At 70.2% G+C, this 25128-nt stretch carries 15 protein-coding genes; 9 read left to right on the top strand and 6 right to left on the bottom strand.

What is annotated here, in order from left to right; all coding sequences use genetic code 11:
- Positions 1-9: 9 nt before the first annotated feature.
- The gene (locus CFB39_RS28810) at positions 10-759 is read left to right on the top strand and encodes an SDR family oxidoreductase (protein ID WP_089475383.1); all 750 of its coding nucleotides are present in this window, start codon (positions 10-12) and stop codon (positions 757-759) included.
- Between the two features lie 291 nt (positions 760-1050).
- Here CFB39_RS28810 and CFB39_RS28805 read toward each other — a convergent pair whose 3' ends face one another.
- Positions 1051-1323: a hypothetical protein gene (locus CFB39_RS28805; protein ID WP_089475382.1), complete on the bottom strand. Its 273-nt coding sequence runs from the start codon at positions 1321-1323 to the stop codon at positions 1051-1053.
- A gap of 482 nt (positions 1324-1805) precedes the next feature.
- On the opposite strand from CFB39_RS28805, the gene CFB39_RS28800 reads away from it, so the two are divergent.
- Positions 1806-2888 carry a LuxR C-terminal-related transcriptional regulator gene (locus tag CFB39_RS28800; protein ID WP_089475381.1) on the top strand — a complete coding sequence of 361 codons (1083 nt, stop codon included), beginning with the start codon at positions 1806-1808 and terminating at the stop codon, positions 2886-2888.
- 35 nt (positions 2889-2923) lie between these two features.
- On the opposite strand, the gene CFB39_RS28795 is transcribed toward CFB39_RS28800, so the two are convergent.
- Positions 2924-4225 (bottom strand): aspartate aminotransferase family protein, encoded by a 1302-nt coding sequence (locus CFB39_RS28795; RefSeq protein WP_089475380.1) that lies wholly within the window; start codon positions 4223-4225, stop codon positions 2924-2926.
- 76 nt (positions 4226-4301) lie between these two features.
- On the opposite strand from CFB39_RS28795, the gene CFB39_RS28790 reads away from it, so the two are divergent.
- Positions 4302-5186 carry a LysR family transcriptional regulator gene (locus CFB39_RS28790; protein ID WP_089475379.1) on the top strand — a complete coding sequence of 295 codons (885 nt, stop codon included), beginning with the start codon at positions 4302-4304 and terminating at the stop codon, positions 5184-5186.
- A 25-nt stretch (positions 5187-5211) separates the two neighbouring features.
- On the opposite strand, the gene CFB39_RS28785 is transcribed toward CFB39_RS28790, so the two are convergent.
- From CFB39_RS28785 to CFB39_RS28770, 4 genes are read right to left on the bottom strand one after another with little or no spacing between them, the layout of a single operon-like run.
- Positions 5212-6651: an isochorismate synthase gene (locus CFB39_RS28785; protein ID WP_089475378.1), complete on the bottom strand. Its 1440-nt coding sequence runs from the start codon at positions 6649-6651 to the stop codon at positions 5212-5214.
- The gene (locus CFB39_RS28780; protein ID WP_089462195.1) at positions 6648-6953 is read right to left on the bottom strand and encodes an isochorismate lyase; all 306 of its coding nucleotides are present in this window, start codon (positions 6951-6953) and stop codon (positions 6648-6650) included. The genes CFB39_RS28785 and CFB39_RS28780 overlap by 4 nt, the downstream gene beginning before the upstream one ends.
- Entirely contained in the window at positions 6950-7723 is a 774-nt protein-coding gene (locus CFB39_RS28775) for a thioesterase II family protein (protein ID WP_089475377.1), read from the bottom strand. The genes CFB39_RS28780 and CFB39_RS28775 overlap by 4 nt, the downstream gene beginning before the upstream one ends.
- Positions 7720-9372: a (2,3-dihydroxybenzoyl)adenylate synthase gene (locus CFB39_RS28770; RefSeq protein WP_089475376.1), complete on the bottom strand. Its 1653-nt coding sequence runs from the start codon at positions 9370-9372 to the stop codon at positions 7720-7722. The genes CFB39_RS28775 and CFB39_RS28770 overlap by 4 nt, the downstream gene beginning before the upstream one ends.
- A 217-nt stretch (positions 9373-9589) precedes the next feature.
- Between CFB39_RS28770 and CFB39_RS28765 the strand changes: the two genes are divergently transcribed.
- From CFB39_RS28765 to CFB39_RS28740, 6 genes are all read left to right on the top strand, one after another.
- Positions 9590-10531, top strand: coding sequence for an AraC family transcriptional regulator (locus CFB39_RS28765; RefSeq protein ID WP_089426919.1), 942 nt, complete (start codon positions 9590-9592; stop codon positions 10529-10531).
- 123 nt (positions 10532-10654) lie between these two features.
- The gene (locus CFB39_RS28760) at positions 10655-15052 is read left to right on the top strand and encodes a non-ribosomal peptide synthetase (protein ID WP_089475375.1); all 4398 of its coding nucleotides are present in this window, start codon (positions 10655-10657) and stop codon (positions 15050-15052) included.
- The gene (locus CFB39_RS28755) at positions 15049-20523 is read left to right on the top strand and encodes a non-ribosomal peptide synthetase (protein ID WP_089475374.1); all 5475 of its coding nucleotides are present in this window, start codon (positions 15049-15051) and stop codon (positions 20521-20523) included. The genes CFB39_RS28760 and CFB39_RS28755 overlap by 4 nt, the downstream gene beginning before the upstream one ends.
- Complete coding sequence (locus tag CFB39_RS28750) at positions 20520-21572, top strand: Gfo/Idh/MocA family oxidoreductase (RefSeq protein WP_089475373.1); 1053 nt, start codon at positions 20520-20522, stop codon at positions 21570-21572. The genes CFB39_RS28755 and CFB39_RS28750 overlap by 4 nt, the downstream gene beginning before the upstream one ends.
- The gene (locus CFB39_RS28745) at positions 21569-23290 is read left to right on the top strand and encodes an ABC transporter ATP-binding protein (RefSeq protein ID WP_089475372.1); all 1722 of its coding nucleotides are present in this window, start codon (positions 21569-21571) and stop codon (positions 23288-23290) included. Before CFB39_RS28750 ends, CFB39_RS28745 begins: the two co-directional genes overlap by 4 nt.
- Positions 23287-25053 carry an ABC transporter ATP-binding protein gene (locus CFB39_RS28740; protein ID WP_144030331.1) on the top strand — a complete coding sequence of 589 codons (1767 nt, stop codon included), beginning with the start codon at positions 23287-23289 and terminating at the stop codon, positions 25051-25053. Before CFB39_RS28745 ends, CFB39_RS28740 begins: the two co-directional genes overlap by 4 nt.
- Positions 25054-25128 lie beyond the last annotated feature (75 nt).

Below are 25128 nucleotides of genomic sequence, written 5' to 3'. Positions count from 1 at the left end.
TGAGTTCGCATGAAGACCGTATTGATCACCGGCTGTTCCTCCGGCTTCGGCCTCGAGATCGCCCGCTATTTCCTGGCCCGCGACTGGCAGGTCGTCGCGACGATGCGTACGCCGCGCGAGGGCGTGCTGCCGCCGTCGCCGAACCTGCGCGTGCTGGCGCTCGATGTCACGAACCCCGACAGCATCCGCGCGGCGATCGACGCCGCCGGCCCGATCGACGTGCTCGTCAACAATGCGGGTTTCGGCGCGGCCGCACCGGCCGAACTGATGCCGATCGACACCGTGCGCGCGCTGTTCGAGACCAACACGATCGGCACGATCGCGGTCACGCAGGCCGTGCTGCCGCAGTTGCGCCGGCGCGGGGCCGGCGTGGTCGTGAACGTCACGTCGAGCGTCACGCTGAAGGTGCTGCCGCTGCTCGCCGCCTATCGCGCCAGCAAGGCGGCGGTCAATGCGTACACCGAATCGGTGGCGCTCGAACTCGCGCCGTTCGGCGTGCGTGCGCATCTCGTGCTGCCGGGGCGTGCGCCCGACACGCGTTTCGCCGATAACGCGCGCGCCCACATGCATGGCTTCGAGCACGAGGCTTATGCGGAATTTGCCGCGGCGGTCTTTGCGCGCATCGTCGACGAATCCGCGCCGATTACCCACGCGCAGGACGTCGCCGAAGCGGTATGGCGCGCGGCGACCGATCCGTCGAGCCCGATGCGCATTCCGGCCGGCGCCGATGCCGTCGCGTGGGCGGCGGAAGCGGGCTGAGGCTCGCCGACATGGGGCGAACCGGCTTGCCGGTAAACGGATCAGGCAAGCTCGTTTGCGCGAGTGAGGCGGGATGCCTCCGGCTTGAAACGAGCCGCCGGCGCGGTGGCATGCACGTACGTGCATGCATCACGGACGGATGCGATCCGTGCGGTTCTGCCTGTCGCGCTCGGCATGAAAGAACGCCGGGCGCGCCTTTGCTCGCTGCCTGTCTATCCGCCGGCCCTGCACGGTCGCGCCAGCTACCCCCACCCGATACACGCGCGACCACGCCGAGCCGGGCCTCTGCCGCTACTGGCCGCCTTGGTACAGCTGGTTGAGACGCTGAAGATCCCCCGACTTCTGCATCCGCAGGTATTCCTCCTTGACCTGTGCGCGGGTGAGCCCGGTCGGCCCGCCTGCCTGCGCCCCGCCGCTGGGCATGCTGCCCATCGACGTCGCGCTGATCGCCGAGTCGGACGGCTTGCTCGACGCCGCCGCGGCGCCATCGTCCTGCGCCCGGGCGAGGCCTGACGCACCCAACACACAAATGGCGGCCAACGCCGCCTTGACCATGCTCTTCATCGTGGCACCTCACATGAACAAGCAATGCAACAACCACGACGCGGATGCTGCATCGTCCGCGTATGTCGACGTTGCGCAGGCTGCCCGTACGCGCAACGGCGATCCTCCCCCGGGCATTTCATCAAGGTTTTACGGCGATTGACGCGTCGGCATGCGCGGATTCACGCGATGGTTCTGTCGCGCGTGTCGAGTCGTCCTGTGCGCGTTTGACTCGCGCATCGTGAATCGGGTCATTCCGCCTTCATGGCATCGCGCCGGACAAATCCCCCATGCCGAACGCAGGAGCGGGTTCGTCACGCGAATGCAGCCGGAATGGCGGAATGATAGAACCCGCATGCCGGTTTAACGCCCTCTTGAAAGGGGGCAATTGCCGTAGTTGTCATGTGGAATGCCTACACTGCACAGACGTCGCGGAGTGTATGAAGTCGAGCGTCTCGCCGCGACCCGCGAACGAATCCGGTGCATGTTCGAGGAGCGCATTCATGTCTGACAAACACGTCGCGCTTGCAAGCCATATTCGCCGGCTCTGTTCGCTTGCCGTCGAGCCGCATCTCGTCATTCCTCATGTGATTGAGGCGGCCCGGCACATCGTCGGCGCCGACTGGGGCATGTTCTTCTATGCCGACGAACACTACGCCGTGTCGGACGTGTGCAGCGAAAACGAGGAGGTCTATTCGCTATTGCCGACATATTTCGCGAACATCCACAACACGTCTCGGCAGCAGGTGCTGGGCATCACGTTTTCCGAGGCGATGCGCCGCGGCCGCGGTTTCGACAACAGCGCGCACTACGACGATGCATTGCTCGCGAGCGACATGTATGCGGACCTGTGGCAGCCGGTGTCGATGCGCCACTGTCTCGAGCTGACCGCGACGGACGGCACGCGCGGCTGGGGCAGCCTGCTGCTGTCGCGCGCACCGGGCTGTCGTCCGTTCTCGGAAAATAACCATCGCGACATCGAACCCATGGCGCGGCATCTGGCCCACGCGCTGTCGCGGCCCGTGCGGCCCACGCTGCATGAATCGGAATGCAGCGAGTCCGCGACCCTGGTGGTCGACGACGATGGCCGGCTCCTGCTGCACAACGTGGACAGCATCCGGATGCTGGCGCTCGCGACCGGCGAGCCGCTCGCGTTCTATCGTCACGAACGCTTGCCGGACTGGCTCGCGCCGCTGCGGTCGAACCTCAACCGGATCTGGCTCGGCTACCCGGCGCCACCCGCGACGCTCGAGCGTCGCAACCCTGCGGGGCGTTTCCGCTTCAAGGCCTATCGATGTACCGACGCGGCCGCGTTGCAACGCGATGCCGCGATCGTGATCCATATCGAACACTTTCCGCCGCTCAGGCTGATGGTCGAACGCCTCGGCTTCGCGTTCGGCCTGACCGAGCGACAACGCGAACTCTGCGTCCAGCTCGTGCTGGGCCGCTCGCACAGCGAGATTGCGCGCGACTTCGCGCTGCGCGACAGCACGGTCGTCGATCATGTCCGCAAGATCTATCGCCGGCTCAACGTCCACAATCATGACGAATTGCGCAGCGTGTTCCGGGCCGGGCGGCTCGACTAGGATTCGAGGCGCCCGGCGTTGCATCGCGTGTTCCGTTACAGTGCGCGCCGGATCGCCTGGTCGAGCAATGACAACCCGAGATCGATTTCCGCTTCGCTGACGGTCAGCGGCGGCGCGATCCGGAACACGCCGCCCATGCCCGGCAACTGCACGATGTTCATGCTGAGCCCGAGCTTCATGCATTCGCGCGTGATTTTCGCGCCGAGCCCGTCCGCCGGTTCCTTCGTGCGGCGATCCTTGACGATCTCGACGCCGAGCAGCAGCCCGCGCCCGCGCACGTCGCCGATGCAGTCGAAGCGTTCCATCAGGTCGAGCAGGCCGCGCCGTAGCCGGTCGCCCATCACGTTCGCCCGCTCGACGAGCCCGTCGCGCTGCACGACGTCCAGCACGCGCAGGCCGACGGCCGCCGGCAGCGGATCCGACACGTGCGTCGTGTAGAACAGGTAGCCGAGTTCGTGCGCGCGTTCCTCGATTGCCGCGGACGTCACCATCGCCGCGAGCGGCAGCCCGGCGCCGAGCGTCTTCGACAGCGTCAGGATGTCGGGCGTCACGCCGTCGCGCTGGCACGCGAACATCGTGCCGGTGCGGCCGACGCCCGTTTGCGCCTCGTCGAGGATCAGCAGCATCCCGCGTTCCTCGCACTTGCGCTTGAGCGCCGCCATGTAGCCTTCCGGCAGTTCGATGATCCCGCCCGAGCTGAGGATCGGTTCCGCGATGAACGCCGCGAGGTTGCCGCTCGACTGGCGATCGATCAGGTCGAACGCGTAGTCGAGTTCGGCCAGATAGTCGTAGGCGCCGTTGTGCTCGAAGCGCGGCCGGTACGTGAACGGCGCCGGAATCGCGAACGAGCCGACGGCGGCCGGCCCGACGCCCTTGCGGCCGGCGCTGTAGGTGGCCGACGCGGCCGCGCCGGTCATCCCGTGCCACGACTGCGCGAAGCCGACGATCTCGTACTTGCCGGTGACGAGCTTCGCCATCCGGATCGCCGCTTCGTTCGACTCCGCGCCGGTGCTGAGCAGCAGCGCGCGATCGAGCCCGGCGGGCGTGACGTCGGCGAGGCGCGTCGCGAGGTCGACGACCGGCCGCGACAGCATCCCGCTGAACAGGTGGTCGAGCTTGCCCGCGTATTCGCCGATCACGGACACGATCTCCGGATGGCTGTGGCCCAGCACCGCGCTCATCTGGCCCGACGTGAAATCGAGGATCGCGCGGCCGTCCGCGTCGTACACGAAGCTGCCCTTCGCGCGCTCGATGATCATCGGCTCGAACGTGCCGCCGTAGCGGACCAGGTGCTGCGTGGCGTTGCGCCAGAAGGTCGGGTCGTCGTTCAGGGACATCGGGCGTCTCCAGGAAGGGGCAGGGGGCGCTTGCAGTCTAGGTGCGCGTCTGGTTTGATGGAAACGAATAGTTCTTATGCAAGGTAGAAAAGGAGCTAATACCTTGGCGCTTTCGCTCGAAATCGACCTGCTGCGCTCGTTCGTCGTGATTGCCGAGGTGCGCGCGCTCAGCCGCGCGGCCGCGCGCGTCGGCCGGACCCAGTCCGCGCTCAGCCAGCAGATGAAGCGGCTCGAGGAGGCCGTCGACCAGCCGCTGTTCCAGCGCACCGGGCGCGGCGTGGTACTGACCCATCCGGGCGAGCGGCTGCTGGTGCACGCGCAGCGCATCCTGCGGCTGCACGACGAGGCGATGGCCGACCTGTGCGGCACGGGGTTGTCGGGGACGATCCGCTTCGGCTGCCCGGACGATTACGCGGAAGTCTGGCTGCCTGCGCTGTTGCGGCAGTTTTCGAGCCAGCATCCGCAGGCGATCGTCGAGGTCGTGTGCGGGCCGACGCCGCGGCTCATCGAGCAACTGGACAAACGCGCAGTCGATCTGGCGATGATTTCATTGCCGGACGACGGCGCGAACGACGACATCATTCGCCGCGAGCAGCTGGTCTGGATCGGCTATCCGGGGCTCGAACCCGCGCATTTCGATCCGTTGCCGCTGGCGCTGTCCGATCGCGACACGCTCGATCACCTCGCGGCCTGCGAGGCGCTGGGTCGTGCGGGCCGCGATTACCGCGTCGCGTATGCGAGCAGCAGTCTCGCGGGGCTGATCGCGCTGGTGCGTTCGGGGCAGGCGTTCGCGGTGATGACGCAGACGGCGGTACCGGCCGACCTGGCGATCGTCACCGGCGATCCTCGCCTGCCGCCGTTGCCGGCCGTGGGTATTACGCTGAAGTTCGATCGCAAGCGGCCGTCGCATCTGACGGCGGCGTTCGCCGAGCATATCCGGCTCACGCTGCCGCTGTTGTGATGCGCGCGGCCGCCGTGCCGACGCATCACTCGACCGTCGACGAGGCCGACATCGTGGCCGGGCCGCGTGCGTCGGCATCCGCCGCCGCATCGCGCATGCGGATCGCCGCCTGCATGCCGGACAACTTGAGTTCGGTCTCCTGATATTCGTTGATCGGATCGGAATCGGCGACGATGCCGCAGCCCGCGAACAACCGGCACGCGCCGCCGTCGACCAGCGCGGAGCGCAGCGCGACGATGAAGTCGCCGTTGCCGTGCGCGTCGATCCAGCCGATGGGTGCCGCATACCAGCCGCGATCGAAGCCTTCATGCGCACGGATGTGGTCGAGCGCTTCGGCACGCGGATGGCCGGCCACGGCCGGCGTCGGATGCAGCGCCGCGACGACCTGCAGCAGCGTCGCGTCCGCCTTCAGCGTCGCGCGGATCGGCGTGCTCAGGTGCTGCAGCCTCGGCAGCCGGTGCAGCGACGGTTGCTCGGGCACGTCGAGCGTGCGCGACAGCGGCGCGAGCGCCGCGCGGATCGCGTCGACGACGAGCGCGTGTTCGAGCCGTTCCTTCGCGGAATCAATCAAGGCCGCGCCGAGCGCGCGGTCGTCGTCGGGCGTGGCGCCGCGCCGGATCGTCCCGGCCAGCGCATGCGTGCGCACGTCGCCGGCCGCGACACGCGCGAGCCGTTCCGGCGTGGCGCCGACGAAGCAAGCGCCTTCACGGCGGACCGCGAACAGGTGCGCATGCGCGTCGCGCTTGCGCAGCCGGCGCAGCAGCGGCGCGATGGCAACGGGCCGCGCGTACTGTTCGAGCACGTCGCGCGCGAGCACGACCTTGCCGAACGCACCGCCGTGGATCGCGTCCACCGCGCGCCGGACTTCGTGCTGCCATTCGCTTGCCTGCAGCGCCTGCGTGTGCAGCAGATGCGGGGCATCGTCGTCATGGGCGGCGGCGAGCGTGCCGAGCGACTCGATGCGCGCGAGGCACGCATGCGCGAGCGCGGCCGGATCGTCGTGCGCGGCGACGACGTGCTGGCAGACGGCCCAGTGCGCATCGCCTTCGCGCACGATCAGCAGCTTCGCCACCGTCATGCTCGCGTCGGGAAACGGCGCCCAGTGCGTGCTGCGTGGGCCATGCGAATCGAACCGGAAGCCGCCGACGAGGCGCGGCGGTTGCGGGCCGGCCGTCACCGCATCGCGGACGAGCGTGCGCCAGCGTGCATCGATCTGCGCGAAGCGCGTGTCGCCGGTGGCGGTCAGTTCGAGCGCGCCGTCCCAGCCGAACAGCGTGACGGACGCATCGCCGGCTTCGTGAAAGCACCACGGCGTGGCGCCGTCGTCCCACGCGGCGATCAGGTCGAAGAAGTCGAGCGGGCGCAGCGGCACCGACACCGACGCGAGTGTCGGCGTGCCGGTGTCGGCGGCGCGCCGGGCCGCGCGGGCGAAGGTGTCGTGCAGCAGCGGGAGGCCGGCGTTCATGCGAGCCCCCGCTGTTGCCGCCAATACTGCGTCTGCTGCGCGATGTACCACGCGATCAGGCCCGAGAACAGCGTCTCGACGTAGTCGGCATCGAGGCCGGCCTGTTCGGCCCAGCGGCGCCGGTCGGGCAGCATCGCGGCCACCCGTTCCGGCGCGGCGATGCTCGCTTCGTCGGGCTTGAAGCGCGATGCAGCCTTCACGTACTGCATGCGCCGGCCGAGCGCGTCGATGATGTCGGCGTCCAGGCGATCGATGGCTTCGCGAATGTCGGGCAGCCCCGTGCAGGCGTCCGGTGTCTTCATGTGTACTCCTTTCCGTAACGAAGGGATTGGTCGATCCGTTCGACCAGGTGCGCGATCACCGCCGAGTATTGGTGGCGCAGGTAGAAGTGGTCGCCGCTGAACGTCTCGATGCGGATCGGGCGCGACGCGACGTCCTGCCACGCATGCGCCTCGTCGTGGTCGAGCTCGGAATCGGCAAGCGGCAGCATCACGCCGAGCGGCGTCGTGAGCCGCGGCGGCCGGTCGCGGCGGTACGTCTCGATCGCGCGGTAGTCGCTGCGGATCATCGGCAGGTAGAGCGCGCGCATTTCCGGATCGGCGAGCAGCGCGGCGTGCTCGCCGGACAGCCGCGCGACATCGCCTACCAGCGCATCGTCGGATTGCAGGTGCAGGTCCGACAGGCGCTGGCGATGCGGCGGCGGCAGCGCGGAGACGGCCAGGTAAAGCGGCGCCGCGCCGCGCGCTTCGAGTCGCGCCGCCACCTCGTACGCGAGCGCGGCGCCGAGGCTGTGCCCGAACAGCACGAGCGGCGCGTGGGCATAGCGTTGCAGCGCGTCGGCGGCGGGGCCGGCGAGTGCGTCGATCGACGTCAGGCATGGCTCGCCGAAGCGTTCCTCGCGGCCCGGATACTGCAGCGCGAGGAGGTCGACGTCCCACGGCAGCGCGCGGCTCCAGCCGCGAAAGAAATTCGCGGTGCCGCCGGCGTGCGGGAAGCAGACGAGTTGCGCGCGCGGGCACGGCGACAGGCGCAGTTCGCGGATCCAGTTCGAATCGGTCGGCCGCGCGCTCATGCGGCCGCCGCCTGCAACTGGCGGCGCAGCAGGTCGCGCAGCGATTTCTTGCTGGTCTTGCCGATGCCGGTTTCCGGGAAGCGCGGCATGAACTCGATGCGATCGGGAATCTTGAACGCCGCGAGCCCGCAGTCGCGTAGGTAGCGTTTCAGCACCAGCCTGGACGGTGCGGGCGCACGGGCGACGACGAACGCGCACGTGCGCTCGCCGAGCAGCGGGTCGGGCATCGCGACCACCGCCGCGTCGTGCACCTGCGGGTGGGCGAGCAACAGGTTCTCCACTTCCTCGGCGGAGACCTTCTCGCCGCCGCGATTGATCTGGTCCTTGTCGCGGCCTTCGACGACGAGGTCGCCGTCCGCGGTGCGCCGTACGCGGTCGCCGCTGCGATAGAAGCCGTCGGCGGTGAACGCGGTTGCGTTGTGCTCGGCGAGCCGGTAGTAGCCGCGGATCGTGTACGGGCCGCGCACCTGCAGTTCGCCGATTTCACCGGGCGCGACCGGTTCGCCGGCATCGTCGACGATGCGCACTTCGTCGCCGTCCGACACGGGGCGGCCCTGCGTGTGCGCGATCCGTTCGGGCGAATCGTCGAGCCGCGTGCAGCAGATGAGCCCTTCGGCCATCCCGAACACCTGCTGCAGCGTGCAGCCGAGCACGGGCGTCACGCGCGCGGCCGCGTGGTCCATCAGTCGTGCGCCGCCGACCTGCAGCACGCGCAGGCTCGACACGTCGGCCTGCCGTTGCGGCTGTTCGTCGAGCCACAGCAGCGCGAGCGGCGGCACGAGCGCGGTATGCGTGACGCGCTCCCGCGCGATCAGCACGAAGCTCTGTTCGGGCTCGGGCCGCCCGGTCGTGATGACGCGGCCGCCCGCGAGCAGCGCGCCGATCGTGCCGGGGCAGCACAGCGTGAAGTTGTGCGCCATCGGCAGCGCGGCGAGATACACGGTGTCGGTGTCGAAGCCGCTCGCGGCGCTGCACGCGCGCACGTTGTACAGGTATTCGCGGTGACGGCGCGGGATCAGCTTCGGCGTGCCGGTCGTGCCGCCCGACAGCTGGAAGCACGCGATGTCGTCGGCGCGTGCCGCGCATTCGCGCAGCCGCGGCGCATCGTACAGCGCGTCGAACGGCGTGAACGCGTGATCGTCGCCGGCCATCACGACGTGCTCGAGCGTCGGGCAATCGGCCTGCAACGCGGCCGCGAGCGGGCGGCAGTCGAATTCGCCGAGTTGCGCCGCGCCCAGATACGCACGCGCGCCGGCGAAGCGGCAGAACGCGCCGATCTCGTAGTGCCGGTGAGCGGGGAGGGCGAGCACCGGCCGCACGCCGAGCTGGAACAGCGCGAAGCACGTCTCGATGAAGCGTGCGCCGTTCGGCAGGTGGACGACGACCGCGTCGCCGCGCGTCAGGCCGAGACGCGCGAAGCCGCCCGCCAACCGGCGGATGCGCGCGAGCAGGTCGCGATAGCTGAGCCGGCAGGCGCCGTCGACGACGGCGAGCGCATCGGGATCGCGCTGCACTTGTGCGTCGAGCGCATCGAAGAAAGTCGTGTCTTGCCAATAGCCGGCGTCACTGTAGCGGCGCGCGAAGTCGTCGGGCCAGTCGGGCGCGTCGGCCGGGAAGGCCGGCGCCACGGACGGAAGGGAGGATTGCATGCGCTGACCTTGGGTTCCGGCAAGTTGTCAGAAAATGTAAATGAGAGGTATTATCATTTGTAACAAGTGCTGCGATAGCGCCGTTTCTTTCGATATCGCGGCAATTTCATTCGATCGGGCGCCGGTCGCGCGGCGCCCGCCCGGCCCGGCCGGACAATCGGCCGGTTGCCGCCGGCGCGCGCCGGGCCGCGCGTGCCGCCTAACCAACGGACCTCCGATGAGCTCGACCTCCTTCGCTTCGTCACGACGTCACCCGCCGGTGCTCGTGCCCGGCAATCATCCGGGCGTGGTGCACATCGACGCGGGCATGAAACTCATGAGCGGCACGCTGTGCTCGGATAGCCGCGACTGGTACGAGGAGCCGCTCGAAAAAGGGCTGAAGCTCGTCCTCGTGCAGAGCGGGCAGCTGCGCTGTCGTGTGCCGGGCCAGCCCGAGCAGTGCATCAAGGGGCCGGGCCTGTGCGTGATCGCCAACGACGGCGAATTCACGACGCACCAGATCTACGACCGCGACACGCCGCTGCGCTACACGATCGTGCAGCTCGGTCTCGACGCGCTCGACCGCAACCTGAGCCTGTTGCCGGAGAAGATGCTCGCGCCGACGGGCGGCGATCCGCGTATCGTCAGTTGCCCGGCGTCGAAGGCGCTGCAGGCGCTCGCGGTGCAGATCGCGACCTGCCCGTTCGAGGGCGCGGTGCGCGAGTACTACCTGAAGGCCAAGGCTTTCGAACTGACCGCGTTGAGCGCGCAATTGCTGGCGACGCAGCGGCAGTTCGCGCCGGCCGACGTGCGCGTCACGTCGTCGGACGTCGAGCGCGTGTATGCGGCGAGCGACATCCTGACGCGCGAGCTTCAGCAACCGCCCACGCTCGACGCGCTCGCCGGTAGGGTGGGGATGAATTCACGCAAGCTGACGGCCGGTTTCCGCAAGGTGTTCGGCACGAGCGTGTATGCGTACCTGCAGGAATACCGGCTGCGGACCGCGCACGCGATGCTGTGCGCGGAGGACGCGAACGTGTCGACCGTGGCGTACCGCGTCGGCTATAGCCCGGCCCATTTTTCGATCGCATTCCGCAAGCGCTACGGCATTTCGCCGAGCGATATTCGTGCGTCGTCGAACGCGATCGACGACGTCGAGACGGAGCGCGCGGCAATCTAAAACAACTGACCGGCAGCCTAAAGCAATCGACAAGGCTCATGGGAGTGAATGAGATAGATTCTCATTCACGGGTGGCCGCCGCCGCGCGGATCCGCCATCGAACGACCCATACAAGGCGTGCCCATGAGCCAGACCGCTGTCGATTCCAGCATCGATCATTCCGATCCTTCCCGTTTTTCTCCCATTGCCTTTCGCTCGCAGCTCGTCGCGATGATCGCCGAGCTGCTCGACGAGCCCGTCGACGAAATCGCGTCGCTCGACGATGACGAGGACCTGCTGAGCTGCGGCCTCGATTCGATCCGGCTGATGTATCTGCAGACGCGCGTGAACCGCCTCGGCTACGCGCTGACGTTCGATGCGCTCACGCGTACGCCGACGCTCGGCGCGTGGGCCGAACTGCTCGCGAATGCGCCGCGCGTCGTTCCCGCGGCGCCTGACGTCGAGACGGCCGAGGTCGTCGAGGTGGACGTGCATGCGCCGTTCGACCTGTCCGCGGTGCAGCAGGCGTACTGGCTCGGCCGCGGCGATGGCGAAGTGCTCGGCAACGTGAGCTGTCATGCGTTCCTCGAGTTTCGCTGCCGTGCAATCGATCCCGTTCGTCTCGACGCGGCATGCCGGCTCGTGCGCGAGCGCCATCCGATGCTGCGTGCGCGCTTCACCGGTGGCCGTCAGCAAATCGTCGCGGCGCCGGACGCGCCGGTGTTCGCGCATGCGGACTGGCGCGACAGGACGGCCGCCGAGGCGGAAACCGAATGGGCGTCGCTGCGCGCGCGCCGGTCGCACGAATGTCTCGACGTCGAGCGCGCGCAGGTCTTCATGATGGGGCTCGTGCAGATGCCCGGTGGTGAAGATCGCGTGTGGTTGAGCGTCGACCTGCTCGCGGCCGACGTGGACAGCGTGCGGCTCCTGATGCAGGAAATCGGCGCTGCCTACGCCGAGCCGTCGGCGTTGCCCGACGCACCGTCGACGTGGTTCCCGGCCTGGCTCGCGCGTCGCGCGGCCGATACGCGCGATGCGCGGGCCGCGGCGCGCGACGCATGGCAGGCGCGGCTCGCCACGCTGCCGGAAGGGCCGGCGCTGCCGCTCGCCCGTGCGCCGGAAACGATCCGTGCGCCGCGTTTCAGCCGCGTCGCGCATACGCTGAGCACGGCCGAACTCGCGCGCCTGCAGGCGCGGGCCGCGCAGCATGGCGTCACGCTGTCGTCGGTGTTCGGCGCGGCGTTCGCCGCGGTGCTCGCGCGCTGGAGCGGCCGTCACGCGTTCCTGCTCAACGTGCCGCTGTTCGACCGGCACGGCGATGCGCCCGACCTCGGCCGCGTGATTGCCGATTTCACGACGCTGCTGCTCGTCGAATGCGACCTGCGCGCCGACGCGAGCGCGGCCGACGCGGTGCGCGCGTTCCAGCAGCGGCTGCACGGCGCGATCGCGCAGGCCGCGTATCCGGCGCTCGACGTGCTGCGCGATGCGCGCCGGCAGGGCGCGCCGCGTGCGGCGCCCGTCGTGTTCTCGTGCAACCTCGGCGACGCGCCGTTCGTGCCCGACGCATTCGCGCGCGTGTTCGGCGATCTGCACGACATGATTTCGCAGACACCGCAGGTGTGGCTCGACCATCAGCTCTATCGCGTGCCGGACGGCGCGCTGCTCGCGTGGGACAGCGTCGACGGCCTGTTTCCCGACGGGATGATCGATGCGATGTTCGGCGCGTATGTCGCGCTCGTGCAGGCGCTGTGCGATCGCGACTGGCGGCTGCCGATCGCCGTCGAGCTGCCGTCCGCGCCGCGCCGCGTGCGCGAGGCGCTCAACGCGGTGCCCGCACCCGGGCGGCCGCGCACGCTGCATGCCGACTTCTTCGCTTTGGCCGCGCGCGAGCCGGCAGCCGTCGCGTTGCGGTGCGGCGAGCAAGCGGTGACGCGCGGCGAACTGGCCGCACGGGCGCTCGCGATCGCGGGCGGCTTGCGTGCGGCCGGCATCGGTCACGGCGACGCCGTCGAGATCAGTCTGCCGCGCGGGCCCGCACAGGTGGCCGCGGTGTTCGGCGTACTGGCCGCCGGCGCGTGCTATGTCCCGCTCGACATCGCGCAGCCCGCCGCGCGCAAGGCGTTGATCGAACGCGCGGCCGGGGTAAAGGCCGTGATCGGCGACACGACGCTCGCCGATGCAGCGTTGCCGCATGTCGGCGTCGCGGCGCTGATGCGGCACGAACCGCTGGCCGCGCCGCTCGCCGTAGCACCGCAGGCCACCGCGTACGTGATCTACACGTCCGGTTCGACGGGCGTGCCGAAAGGTGTCGAGATGACGCATGCGGCGGCGCTCAACACGATCGATGCGATCGATGCGCTGCTCGGCGTGCATGCGCAGGATCGCTTGCTCGCGGTATCGGCGCTCGATTTCGACTTGTCGGTGTACGACCTGTTCGGCGTGCTCGGTGCCGGTGCCGAGCTTGTGCTGCCGACCCAGGACGACGCGCGCGACGCCGCGCGCTGGATCGAGCTGATCGCGCAGCATCGCGTGACGCTGTGGAATTCGGCGCCCGCGCTGCTGGAGATGGCGCTGGCGGTGCCGGCCGCGGCCGACGCGTGCCGCAGCGTGCGCGCGGCGCTGTTGTCCGGCGACTGGATCGCACTCGATCTGCCGGCGCGCCTGCGTGAACGGTGCGGCGACGCGTGTGCGTTCCATGCGCTCGGCGGCGCGACCGAGGCCGGCATCTGGTCGAACGTGCAGACGGTGCGCGATGTGCCGCCGCACTGGCGCTCGATTCCGTATGGCCGGCCGTTGCCGGGGCAGGCCTATCGCGTTGTCGATGCCGACGGCCGCGACGTGCCGGACTACGTGCCGGGCGAACTGCTGATCGGCGGCGACAGCCTCGCGCGCGGCTACCGGAACGATCCCGAGCTGACCGCGCAGCGCTTCGTGCAGCAAGCGTCGGGCCGCTGGTATCGCACGGGCGACCGGGGCCGCTACTGGCCCGACGGCACGCTCGAATTCCTGGGGCGCGAGGATCGCCAGGTTAAGGTGCGCGGGCACCGGATCGAACTGGGCGAGATCGAGGCCGCGCTGGCCGCGCATCCGCTGATCGACGGTGCGTGTGCGAGCGTGGTCGGCGGCGAGGCCGCGCGCATCGCCGCGGCATTCGTGCTGGCCGATCGCGCACCGGATGCAACGCTGTCATCGCCCGTACTCGCGGAAGCGGACGTTGCCGATACGCTGCACGCGGAAGCGGCCGTCGCGCGCGCGGTCGCCGCTCGGCTGCTCGACGGCGATGCCGGCTTGCCGCCGTCGCTGCGCGCGCATTGGCATGCAAAGGATGACGTATCGATGTCGATCGACGGCGCGCTCGATCGGCTCGACTGGTTTGCCGCCGATCTCGACGACCTGACCGGCGCGCTGCGTGCGCTCGCGGCGGACCCGGAAGGCGCCGCGCGGCGTGTGCCGCTCGATCCGAGGATCGCACCGCTGGCGTTCGCGGCGCGTCTGCCGGACGGCGCACGCGCACTGCGCGAGTTTGGCGATGCGCTGCAGCCCCAGGCCGCCGCGCGCACCGAACCGATGCGGGTCGCGGTGCTCGACGCGCGCGCCGGGCAATGGTTCGATGCGGGGCTCGGCGTGCTCGACGATCCGCGCTTCGACGTGACGCTGTTCGACGCGTCGCCGGGTCTGCTGCACAACGCTCAGGCGTACTTCACACGAACGATGCCGACGTTGCAGGCGATGCAGGACGGCCTGCTGCCCGCCCGCCATCTCGGCCGGTTCGATTGCGTGATCAGCTTCGCGGCGGCGCACCTGCGTGACGATCCGCGCGAGACGTTCCGGATCGCGGCAGCGTTGCTGGCGCAGCATGGCCGCCTGCTGCTCGCCGACGTGCTGCGCGATTCGCCGCTGCGCGAACTCGTCGCGGGCGTGACGGGCGATGCGTCGCTGCCGCGGCTGTTTGCACCCGATGCGCTGGCGTCGGCGGCACACGCATGCGGCTTTGTGCTGGATGATTCACGGAGCTGGCGCTCGACTGCCTTTGCCTGCATCGACGCGCGCCGTGTCGGCGAACCGGTCGCGCAAGCGGCACTGGCCGACTGGCTGCGCGACCGGTTGCCCGACGCGATGCGTCCCGATGCGCTGTGGTGCCTCGCGCGCTGGCCGCTCAACGCGAACGGCAAGATCGACCGGCGAGCGGTGGGCGATGCGCTCGCGCGGGCGCTCGGCGACGCACCGGCCGCACACGATGCGTTCGTGCCGGCCGACGAGCGGCAGGCGACGCTGCTCGCGTGCTGGGAGCGCGCGCTCGGCCGCCCGGCGAATGCGCGTGACGCGACGTTCTTCGCGCTCGGCGGCGACAGCCTGCTCGCGACGCGCCTGCTCGCGCAGCTGCGCGAGCGGCTCGGCGTGCGGGTGGGGATGGCGGCGTTCTACCGGCAGCCGACGCTCGCGGGTCTCGCCGCGCAACTCGACGAGGCCGCACCGGCCGCGCCGCCCTCGCACGCTGCGGGCGGTGCGCCGGTTGCGACGATCGAGGAGGGCGTGCTGTGAGCTTCGATGACGTGCTCGATCTTTGCCGCGAACGCCAGATCGAACTGTGGTGCGACGACGGCGGACAATTGCGCTATCGCGCGCCGGCCGGCGCACTCGATGCGGACCTGGCCGCGCGCATCAAGGCAGAACGCGATACGTTTATCCGCTTCCTGCAGGACGGCGCGTGGCGCAGCGATCCGGCGCGCCGGCACGAGCGGTTCGCGCTGACGCCGGTGCAGGCCGCGTATGTGCTCGGCCGGCACGAATCGTTCGAGTTCGGCGGCAATGCGTGCCATCTGTATGTCGAATACGGCGAGCCCGCGAATCTCGACTGCGTGCGCTTCGAGGCGGCGTGGAATGCGTGCGTTGCGCGGCATCCGATGCTGCGCGCGATCGTCGAGGACAACGCATGGCAGCGCGTGCTGCCCGACGTGCCGTGGCAGCCGCTCGCGGTGCACGACCTGCGCGAGGCCGATGCGAACGCATTCGACGCGCACGTGACGCGTATGCGCGAGCGCCTCGATCATGCGGTGCATGCGCTCGACCGCTGGCCGGTGCTGCAGCCGGAAGTGAGCCTCGGGCCGGATGGCGCGGTGCTGCACCTGTCCGTCGATTTCACGCTGATCGACTACGCGAGCCTGCAGTTGCTGCTCGCCGAATGGCGACGACGCTACGACGATCCGCAATGGCAGCCCGCGCCGCTCGACGCGACGTTCCGCGATTACGTCGTCAATGAAGCCCAGGCCGGCACGCGCGCCGATCATGCGCGTGACAAGGCGTGGTGGCTCGCGCGCATCGACGATCTGCCCGCGCGGCCCGATCTGCCGGTGGTGCCCGCGATGCGTGCCGACGCGCGGCCGCGCTTCACGCACCGGCATGCGCAGCTCGATCGCGCGCAATGGGCTGCGCTGGGCAACTACGCGAGCCGTTTCGGGCTGAGCGCGGCAAGCGTCGCGCTGGCCGCGTTCGCCGAAGTCGTCGGCCGCTGGAGCCAGTCGCCCGCGTTCTGCCTGAACCTGACGGTGCTGAACCGTCCGCCCGTGCATCCGCGCATCGACGCGGTGCTCGGCGATTTCACCGCATTGAGCCTGCTCGCGGTCGACGTAACGCAAGGGCGCGATTTCGTCGAGCGTGCGCGCACGATCGGCGCGCGCATGTTCGACGACCTCGACCATCGCGCGTTTACCGGTGTCGACGTGATGCGCGAACTCGCGCGGCGGCGCGGCAAGGATGCGGCGCTGATGCCGGTGGTGTTCACGAGCGGCATCGGCAGTGTGGGCCGCCTGCTCGGTGAGCAAACGACCCGCGCCGAGCCGCCTCTCTACATGATCAGCCAGACGCCGCAGGTCTGGCTCGACTGCCAGGTGACCGACCAGTTCGGCGGACTGGAAATCGGCTGGGACGTGCGCGACGACCTGTTTCCGGACGGCATGCCCGCGGCGATGTTCGATGCGTACGTCGCGCTGCTGGGCCGGCTCGCGGCTGAAGCGGAGTGGTGGTCGCGCGAGGGTGACATCGTGCTGCCGTCCGCCGCGCCCGCCGCCGAGATCCATCCGGATGCCGATACGCATGTCGCGGCCGGCTTCGCCGCGCAGGCGTTGCGTACGCCCGATGCGCCGGTGGTGATCGATGCACAGGGGACACGCACGTATCGTGATGTCGCGCAGCACGCGGCGGCGTTGCGGTCAGCGCTTGAACAAGCCGGCGTCGGCGAGGGCGACACCGTCGCGGTGCTGATGCCGAAGTGCGCGCACCAGCTCGCGGCCGTGCTCGCGATCGTCCAGGCGGGCGCCGCGTACGTGCCGGTCGACAGCCGCCAGCCGGCGCTGCGGCAGCAGTCGATCCTGCGCAATGCGCGCGTGCGCGCGGTCGTCAGCGTGCAGGCGCTCGACTTCGAACATGATGGTTGCACGCGCATCGATATCGACACGTTGCCGACCGATCCGCAATGGCCGCCGCGCGCTGCGCATGAAATCGACGGCGACGCGCTCGCCTACGTGATCTATACGTCGGGCTCCACCGGCGAACCGAAGGGCGTGATGCTGAGCCACGCGGCCGTGTGCAACACGCTCGCCGACATCAGCGCGCGCCATGAAGTCGGCGACGGTGACGTCGTGCTCGGCCTGGCCGAACTCAGCTTCGACCTGTCCGTCTACGACTTCTTCGGCGCGACCGCGCGCGGCGCGTGCATCGTGCTGCCCGATCCGGCGCGCGGCAACGATCCGTCGCACTGGGCCGAGCTGATGGTGCGCCACCGCGTGACGCTGTGGAACTCGGTGCCCGCGCAAGGGCAGATGCTGATCGACTATCTCGAAGGCGAACCGGCGCTCGACGTGCCGGGCCCGCGCCGCGTGCTGTGGTCGGGCGACTGGATTCCGGTGACGCTACCCGCGCGCTGGTGGCGGCGCTGGCCCGACAGCGCGTTGTTCAGCCTGGGCGGCGCGACCGAGGCGTCGATCTGGTCGATCGAGCATCCGATCCGTGCGGCGGACACGCGGCTTGCCAGCATTCCGTACGGCCGTGCGCTGGCCGGGCAGACGATGGAAGTGCTCGACGCACTCGGCCGGCCGTGCCCGCCCGGCGTGCGCGGCGAGATCCATATCGGCGGGGTGGGGCTCGCGACGGGTTACGCGAACGATCCCGTGCGCACGGCCGAACGTTTCATCCGTCATCGCGACGGGCGCAGGCTGTATCGCACCGGCGATCTTGGCCGCGTGCGCGCCGACGGTTCGCTCGAATTCCTCGGGCGGCAGGACGATCAGGTGAAAATCCGCGGCTACCGGATCGAGCTGGCCGAGATCGATGCGGCGCTGACCGCGCATCCGCTCGTCGGCGCGGCTGCAACGATCGTGCTCGGCGAAGGCGCGGAGCGCCGGCTCGCGAGCTTCGCTTCGCTGCAGAGCGTGGAATCGGCACCGAACGCACAGGACGACGCGCTGCACGAGATCGTGAAGCATGTGCGTACTGTGTTCGACGCCGCGCGCTGGCCCGCGCATGCGGACGTGGTGAAGTCGGTCGCCCAGCTCGAAGCGGCCTGCGTCGCGTCGCTGGCCGCGTGGATCGTGCCGGCAGGCGAGCTGATCGAGGAGGCTGCGACGGATTTCGCGACGTTGTGTGAGCGGTTGCGCGTGCCGGCGGCGCGACAGCATCTGCTGCGTCACTGGCTCGCGATGCTCGACAAGCATGGCGTGCTGCACGCGGATGCCGAAGCAGGAGGCTGGCGTCTGCGGCCCGATACCCGTATCGCCGATGCTCACGCGTGCTGGGATGCGTTTGCGCAGCACGCATCGCCCGAACTGTGGCCGGCCGTCCTCGTCGACTACTTCCGCGACAGCGCGGGATGCCTCGACGCGCAGGTGGACGGCAGTGTGTCGCCCGCCGGCCTGATGTTCCCGGAAGGCGCATCGCATATCGCCGACGCGATGTACAGCGAAGGCGAACATGCGCACGCACTGCACGACGGGATGGCGCAGGCCGTGCGCGCGATCGTCGCACGCGAGCCGCAGCGTCCGTGGCGCATCCTAGAGATTGGCGCAGGAACGGCCGCGGCGACGCGCTCGATCGTCGACGCCCTTGCGCCGCTGGTCGAAGCCGGCGCGCGGATCGACTACCTGTTCAGCGACGTGTCGAGCTATTTCCTTGCCGCGGCGCGCGAGCGCTTCGCCGCGTATCCGTGGATGCGGTTCGTGCGGTTCGACATGAACGCGCCGTCCGACGCGCAGGGCATCGCGCCGCATTCGATCGACGTCACGATCAGCTCCGGCGCGCTGAACAATGCGCGTGACACGGTCGCGCTGGTCGCCGGGCTGCGGGCGCTGTCGTCGGCCGATGCGTGGTGGGTGATCCAGGAACTGACGACCGAGCATCCGGAGATCAGCATCAGCCAGGGGCTGATGATGGAAACGCCGAACGACGCGCGTGCCGAGTCGGCGCGATTGTTCGTGCCGCGCGTGCAGTGGCTCGAATGGCTGCAGTCGGACGGCGGCGATCGTGCGCTCGGTTGCGTGGCGCCCGGCACGCCGCTCGACGCGCTCGGCTACGACATCCTGCTTGCGCACGTGAAGCGCGGCGCGGCGCGCATCGCGCCGGACGCGCTGCTGGCGTTCGTCGCGGAGCGCGTGCCGGGCTACATGGTGCCGTCGCAACTGCGCGTGCTCGACCGTCTGCCGGTGACGTCGAACGGCAAGATCGATCGCCGTACGCTGGCCGGCATCGCCGACATCCGCGAACCGGAGCCGGCGGCCGCGCGACCCGTCCACACGCAGACCGCCGCCGATCCGTTGCTGGCCCGGTTGATCGGCTTGTGGGAAGCGGTGCTCGATACGCGTAACGTCACGCCGGATCAGGACTTCTTCGCGGCGGGCGGCGATTCGCTGCTGATCGCGCAGCTCGTGTCGCGGCTGCGTGGCGAGGAACCGCTTGCACAAGCGCATCCGTTCGACCGGCTGCTGCGCTGGGTGCTCGCGCAACCGACGCCGGCTGCGTTCGCGCAGTGCCTGCGCGATGCGGGCGAGCAGCAGGCGGCCGCGACATCGCCTGCTGTCCCGCGCACGACTCACGCGTCGGCGGTCATCCACGCACCTGCGCCACGCGTGCGTGCCGACGTACGCCCGATTCCGCTCGCACCGGGCGACGGCGTGCCGCGCGTGATCGTCCACGAAGGGCTCGGCACCGTGCATGCGTATCGTCCGGTCATGCCGGCGCTCGCGCGGCTTGGCCCGGTGCTCGGCTTCGCGGTGCGCGACGCGCAGGACTATCTCGAGGTGCCGGCGCGCCACCTGAACGCGACGCTCGGCCGGCGCTATGCCGATGCGTTGTGGCGCGCCGGCGTGCGCGAAGTCGACGTGCTCGGCTACTGCTCGGGCGGGCTGGTCGCGCTCGAAATGGCGAAGTCGCTGGTGCAGCTCGGCGTCGACGTGCGCACGCTGGACATCGTGTCGAGCTACCGGATTCCGTACCTGATCGAAGACGAACGGCTCGTGCTGTTCAACTTCGCGGCGACGCTCGGGCTGCCGCTCGACGCGCTCGGGTTTCCGGAAACGTACGTGCTGGCCGACGCGCTCGCCGACGCATTGAAGGCCGACCCCGCGCGTCTCGCGCCCGGCAGCCTGCAGGCACAGCTGGAAATCTTCGGCGATCGCTGCGAGCCGCTCGACGCGTTGCGCCGCCGCGTGCTGCGCGCGGCGGCCGGATTGTCGATGCAGGATGCGGTCGCGCATCCGCTGCTCGACGAACGCGAACGGCTGTACCGGCTCTTCATGCATTCGGTGCAGGCGAGCCACTGGGCCGGCGACGCGCCGTATGCGGGCGCGCTGCGGCTGTTCGTGCCGGAGCGCTGCAACCCGCTGATTCCGCAGCAGCGCGCGGCGCTCACCGAATACTGGACGGCGCAGGCGCTCGGCGGCATCACGGCCGTCGATATCCCCGGTGGTCATTTCGACTGCCTGAATACCGCGTTCGTCGACACCCGCCTGAAGGAGGCGCAATGAAGGTCCATCCGCTGCCGGTCGTCGTGGCCGGCTCACGCTTCGGCCAGTTCTATGCGGCGGGCCTCGCGGCGTCCAGCGCGTATCGTGTCGCGGGCATCCTGGGGCAGGGCAGCGCACGCACTGCCGCGCTGGCCGCGCGTGTCGGCGCACCCGTGTTCGATGCGCCTGAATCACTGCCCGAGGACGTGCGGGTCGCGTGCGTCGCGGTCGGCGGCGCGGCGCGCGGTGCCGACGGGGCCGGGCTCGCGTGCCGGCTGCTCGAACGCGGGATCGATGTCGTGATCGAGCATCCGCTGCTGCCCGACGAATGGAGCCGCGTGCTGCGCACCGCGTCTCGTCATGGCCGCCGTTGCCTGCTCAACAGCTTCTATCCGAACCTGCCGGTCGTCTCGCGTTTCATCGCCGTCGCGCGACGGCTGCGCGAAACGAGCGCGCCCGTGCATGCGGATGTCGTGTGCTCGGTGCAGGCCAGTTTCGCGGCGCTCGACGTGCTCGCGGCCGCGCTGCAGGGCGTGGGCCCGTGGTCGGTCGAGCCGGTCGGGCCGGCGCTGTCGTCGATGCGCGAATGCGCGATGGTGCTCGCCGAAACACCCGTGTCGCTGCGTGTGCACAACGAGATGGCGGCGGCCGACGATGGCCGGATGAGCCTGCTGTTCAGCATCACGCTGACGACGGACGCCGGCACGTGGACGCTCGCGTCGCCGCACGGCCCGCTGTGGTGGGCCCCGGCGCTGCGTGAGCCGGAGATCGACGAACACGGGCTGTTCCCGATCTTCGGCGAGACGGCGGGCAGCGACATGCCGAGCATCCAGATCTGCGACGACGCGCGCGACACGTGGGGCGCGATTCATGCGCGCAGCTGGCCGCAAGCGGCCGTGCGCGCGGTCGATCGGCTCGTGTCGGGTGAAGGGCTGCACGCGTGCAACCAGCGCAGCATCGACGTGACACGTGTCTGGCAGCAACTGACGATGCAGCTCGGGTTTCCGGAGCAGCCGCCGGGCGACGCGCGCGCGGCCACGCTCGGCATGCTGCTGGAGCGTGCCGCATGAAGGGGCCCTTGCTTTCGATGTTGCGGCCGTTCGCGGTGCCGCTCGTCGCGGCGGTCGTGTTGCAGGCGCTGGCGGGTGTCGCGTCGCTCGTGCCGTGGCTCGCGCTCGGCCGGGTCGCCGACGCATGGCGGGCAACCGCGCAGCTCGACGCGACGGCGCGCGGCTGGCTCGTCGCGGCCGTGGTGGCCGGCGTGTGCTGGCTGGGCGGCCAGACGGTCGCGCTGCATCTGACGCACCGGGTCGACGCCGATCTCGCCGACCGCTTGCGCAGGCGCCTCGCCGATCATCTGCAACGCCTGCCGCTCGGCTGGTTCGCGCGGGCAGGCAGCGATCGCGTCGCGCGTCACGTCGACCAGGACGTGCGTGCGCTGCACCAGCTCGTCGCGCACGCACCGGCCGATGTCACGCAACTCATCGTCGTGCCGTGTGCGGCGCTCGCGTGCCTGCTTTACCTGAATCCCGCGCTGCTTGCGTTCGCGCTCGTGCCGCTCGTCGCGGGCGCCGCGCTGTTTCGCTGGATGCGTTCGGCGCGGTTCGTGCCGGCCGTCGCGTCACGCAACGCGGCGCTTGAACAGCTGATGGGCGATTACGCGCAGCTCGCGCAGAACCCGGCGCTCGTGCGGCAGTATCCGGGCGCCGGCATCGAGGCGGCCGCGCTCGCGTCGACCGGGCGCTTCGAACAGGCGTTTTCGGCGTGGGTCGGCCGCGTCGGCGGGCCCGGTGCGTGCACGCAGGTGCTGCTCGGCACGCCGTTCCTGCTCGCGTGGGTCGTGTTCGGCGCGATGTGGCTCACGGCCGGCCGCTTGCCGGTCGGCGAACTGTGCGCGTTCGCGCTGCTGATCTGGGCGGTGGCCGCGCCGGTGCGCGCGCTTGGCCACGGTGCCGACGCATTGCGCGAGGCGCGCGCGGCCGCGGTACGCGTCGATGCGTTGCTCGCACTGCCGGTCTTGCCTGAACCTGCCGTTGGCGCCGCGCAGGTGCCGCGCGATGCGTCGATCGAGCTGCGCGGCGTGCGTGTCGACATCGACGGCACGCCGATCCTGCGCGACATCGACGCGACGATCGCGGCCGGCACGACCACCGCGATCGTGGGACCGTCAGGCGCGGGCAAGAGCACGCTGCTGATGCTGCTCGCCCGCTTCATGGATCCGGACCACGGCACGGTGCGGCTCGGCGGCGCCGATCTGCGGCTGCTCGCGTCGGATACGCGGCGCGAACAGATGGCGATGGTGTTCCAGCAGGCCGCCGCGCTCGACGTGTCGATGGCCGCGAACATCGCGCTTTACCGGCCCGATGCCGATCGCGACGCGATTCGCGCGGCCGCGCGTGCGGCCTGTCTCGATGAACGCATCGACGCGCTGCCGGGCGGCTACGACTGCGTGTGCGGGCGCGACGTGCGGCTGTCCGGCGGCGAACTGCAGCGGCTGGCGATCGCGCGTGCGCTGTTGTCGCCGGCGCCGCTGCTGCTGCTCGACGAACCGGCCTCGGCGCTCGATCCGCAAACCAGGCGCGCATTGCGCAATGCGCTGCGCGGCGACATGCGCACGCGCGTGATCGTCAGTCACGATCTCGACGCGGTCCGGCATGCGGACCAGATTCTCGTGATGGATCGCGGCCGCATCGTCGAGCGCGGCACGCATGCGGCGCTGCTGGCCACGCGCGGGTTGTATGCGCGGCTATGGCGCGAACGCGGTGCCGCGGGCGAGGAGGCCGCATGATGATGAAGTCGCTCAAACGTTTGCAGTGCCTGCCCGCCGAAACCCGTCGCGCGCTGTGGCGCGGCGCGGGCTGGGCGGTGGCCGCCGCATTGCTCGACGGTGCCTGCGGATTGCTGCTCGTGCCGTTGATCCGCGCATGGTTTGCCGGCGCGCAGGCGGCCGTGCTGCACTGGACGATCGCGCTCGGCGCGCTGACGCTGTGTCACGCCTTCGTGCTGTACGTCGCACAACGCGGCGGCTATCGCGCGGGCGGCGCGCTCGCGGCCGGTCTCGTCGAGCGCCTCGTGCGGCACCTGCCGCGCATCGCGTCGTGGCAGGCCGTGCGCGACAGTCATCCGGCCGGGCTGCTGCGCGGGCCGGTGATGCAGGCGATGGGGATTCCCGCGCACCTGCTCGGGCCGCTGATCGGCGCGGTCGTGACGCCGCTCGCGGTCGTCGCGGGGCTCGCGTGGATCGACTGGCGCATCGCGCTGTGCCTCGCGGCCGCGGCCGTGCTGCTGTTCGCACTGCTCGAACGCGGCGGCACGCGCACGCTCGCGTTCGAGCAATCGCGCGCGGCGGGCGATCGCGACATGGCCGTGCAGCTTCAGACCTTCGCCGCGCATCAGGGGCTGCTGCGCTTCGCGGGCCAGGAAGGCGACGCGCGCGCGGCGCTGCAGCACGCATTCGACGAGCAGCATCGCCGCACGCGTGCGCTGATGCGGCGCTCGCTGCCGATCGAGCTCGGCTTCGCGGGCGCGGTGCAGGGCGTGTTCGTCGCGATGCTGGTCGGCGGCGCGTGGGCCGTCTCCGCCGGCTGGCTCGATGCCGCGACGGCCGTGGCGGTGCTCGTGCTGCTCGTGCGCTTCATCGAGCCGCTCGCGCAGCTCACGCAGCTCGACCAGGCGCTGCGCGGCGGCTGGCGCGCGCTCGACACGGTGCTCGCGGTGCTGCATGCGCCGCTTTTCGACAGCCCCGAGCGCGGCACGCCGGTGCAAGATGCGAGCGTCGACGCGGTGCGCGTCGGCTACCGGTCGGCCGCCGGTGCGACGCTGCTCGACGGCGTCGACCTGCATTGCCCGGCGGGCGGCTTCGTCGCGATCGTCGGCCCGACGGGGGCCGGCAAGAGCACGCTGCTCGGCCTGCTCGCACGGCTCGACGATCCGGCCGCCGGGCGCGTGCTGCTCGGCCGCGCCGACGTGCGGCACCTGAGCGAGGCGACGCTCGCCGCGACGCGCAACCTCGTGTTCCAGGACAACGGGCTGTTTCGCGGCAGCCTCGCGTGGAACGTGCGAATGGGCCGCCCGGACGCGACCGATGCCGAGCTGCGCGATGCACTGGACGCGGTCGGCCTGCTGCGCGACGCCGAGCGGTTGCCTGACGGGCTCGAATCCGACGTGGGGCCGGGCGGCCAGTTGCTGTCGGGCGGGCAGCGCCAGCGCGCGTGTCTTGCGCGTGCGCTGCTGGCGCGTGCGCCGGTGCTGATGTTCGACGAGCCGACCGCGAGCCTCGACGAACTGAGCGCGCGGCGCGTGCGCGACAGCCTCGTCGCGCTGCGCGGGCAGCGCACGCGCATCGTCGTCACGCACCAGCCGGCACTCGCGGCGGCCGCCGACACGATCGTCGTGCTCGACGCGGGCCGGGTGCGGGCGACCGGCACGCATGCGCAGCTGGTCGAGACCGACGCGTGGTATGCGACGTTCGCCCGCGCGGGGCGGCCGTCCGACGTGTCGCCGACGGTCGATTTGGACGCGGAAGCCCGGCCGGCCGAATCCGAACACTGACGTGAACAATGCGATCCGGCATGCCCGGAATCGATAGGAAAAGCCCCTCGATCGAAAAATCGCCCGCCGGTTCTA

This window comes from Burkholderia sp. AU6039, assembly GCF_002223365.1.
Classification (GTDB): domain Bacteria; phylum Pseudomonadota; class Gammaproteobacteria; order Burkholderiales; family Burkholderiaceae; genus Burkholderia.
Note: the sequence above shows the minus strand (reverse complement) of the source record. Positions and strands in the feature narration are given on the sequence as shown.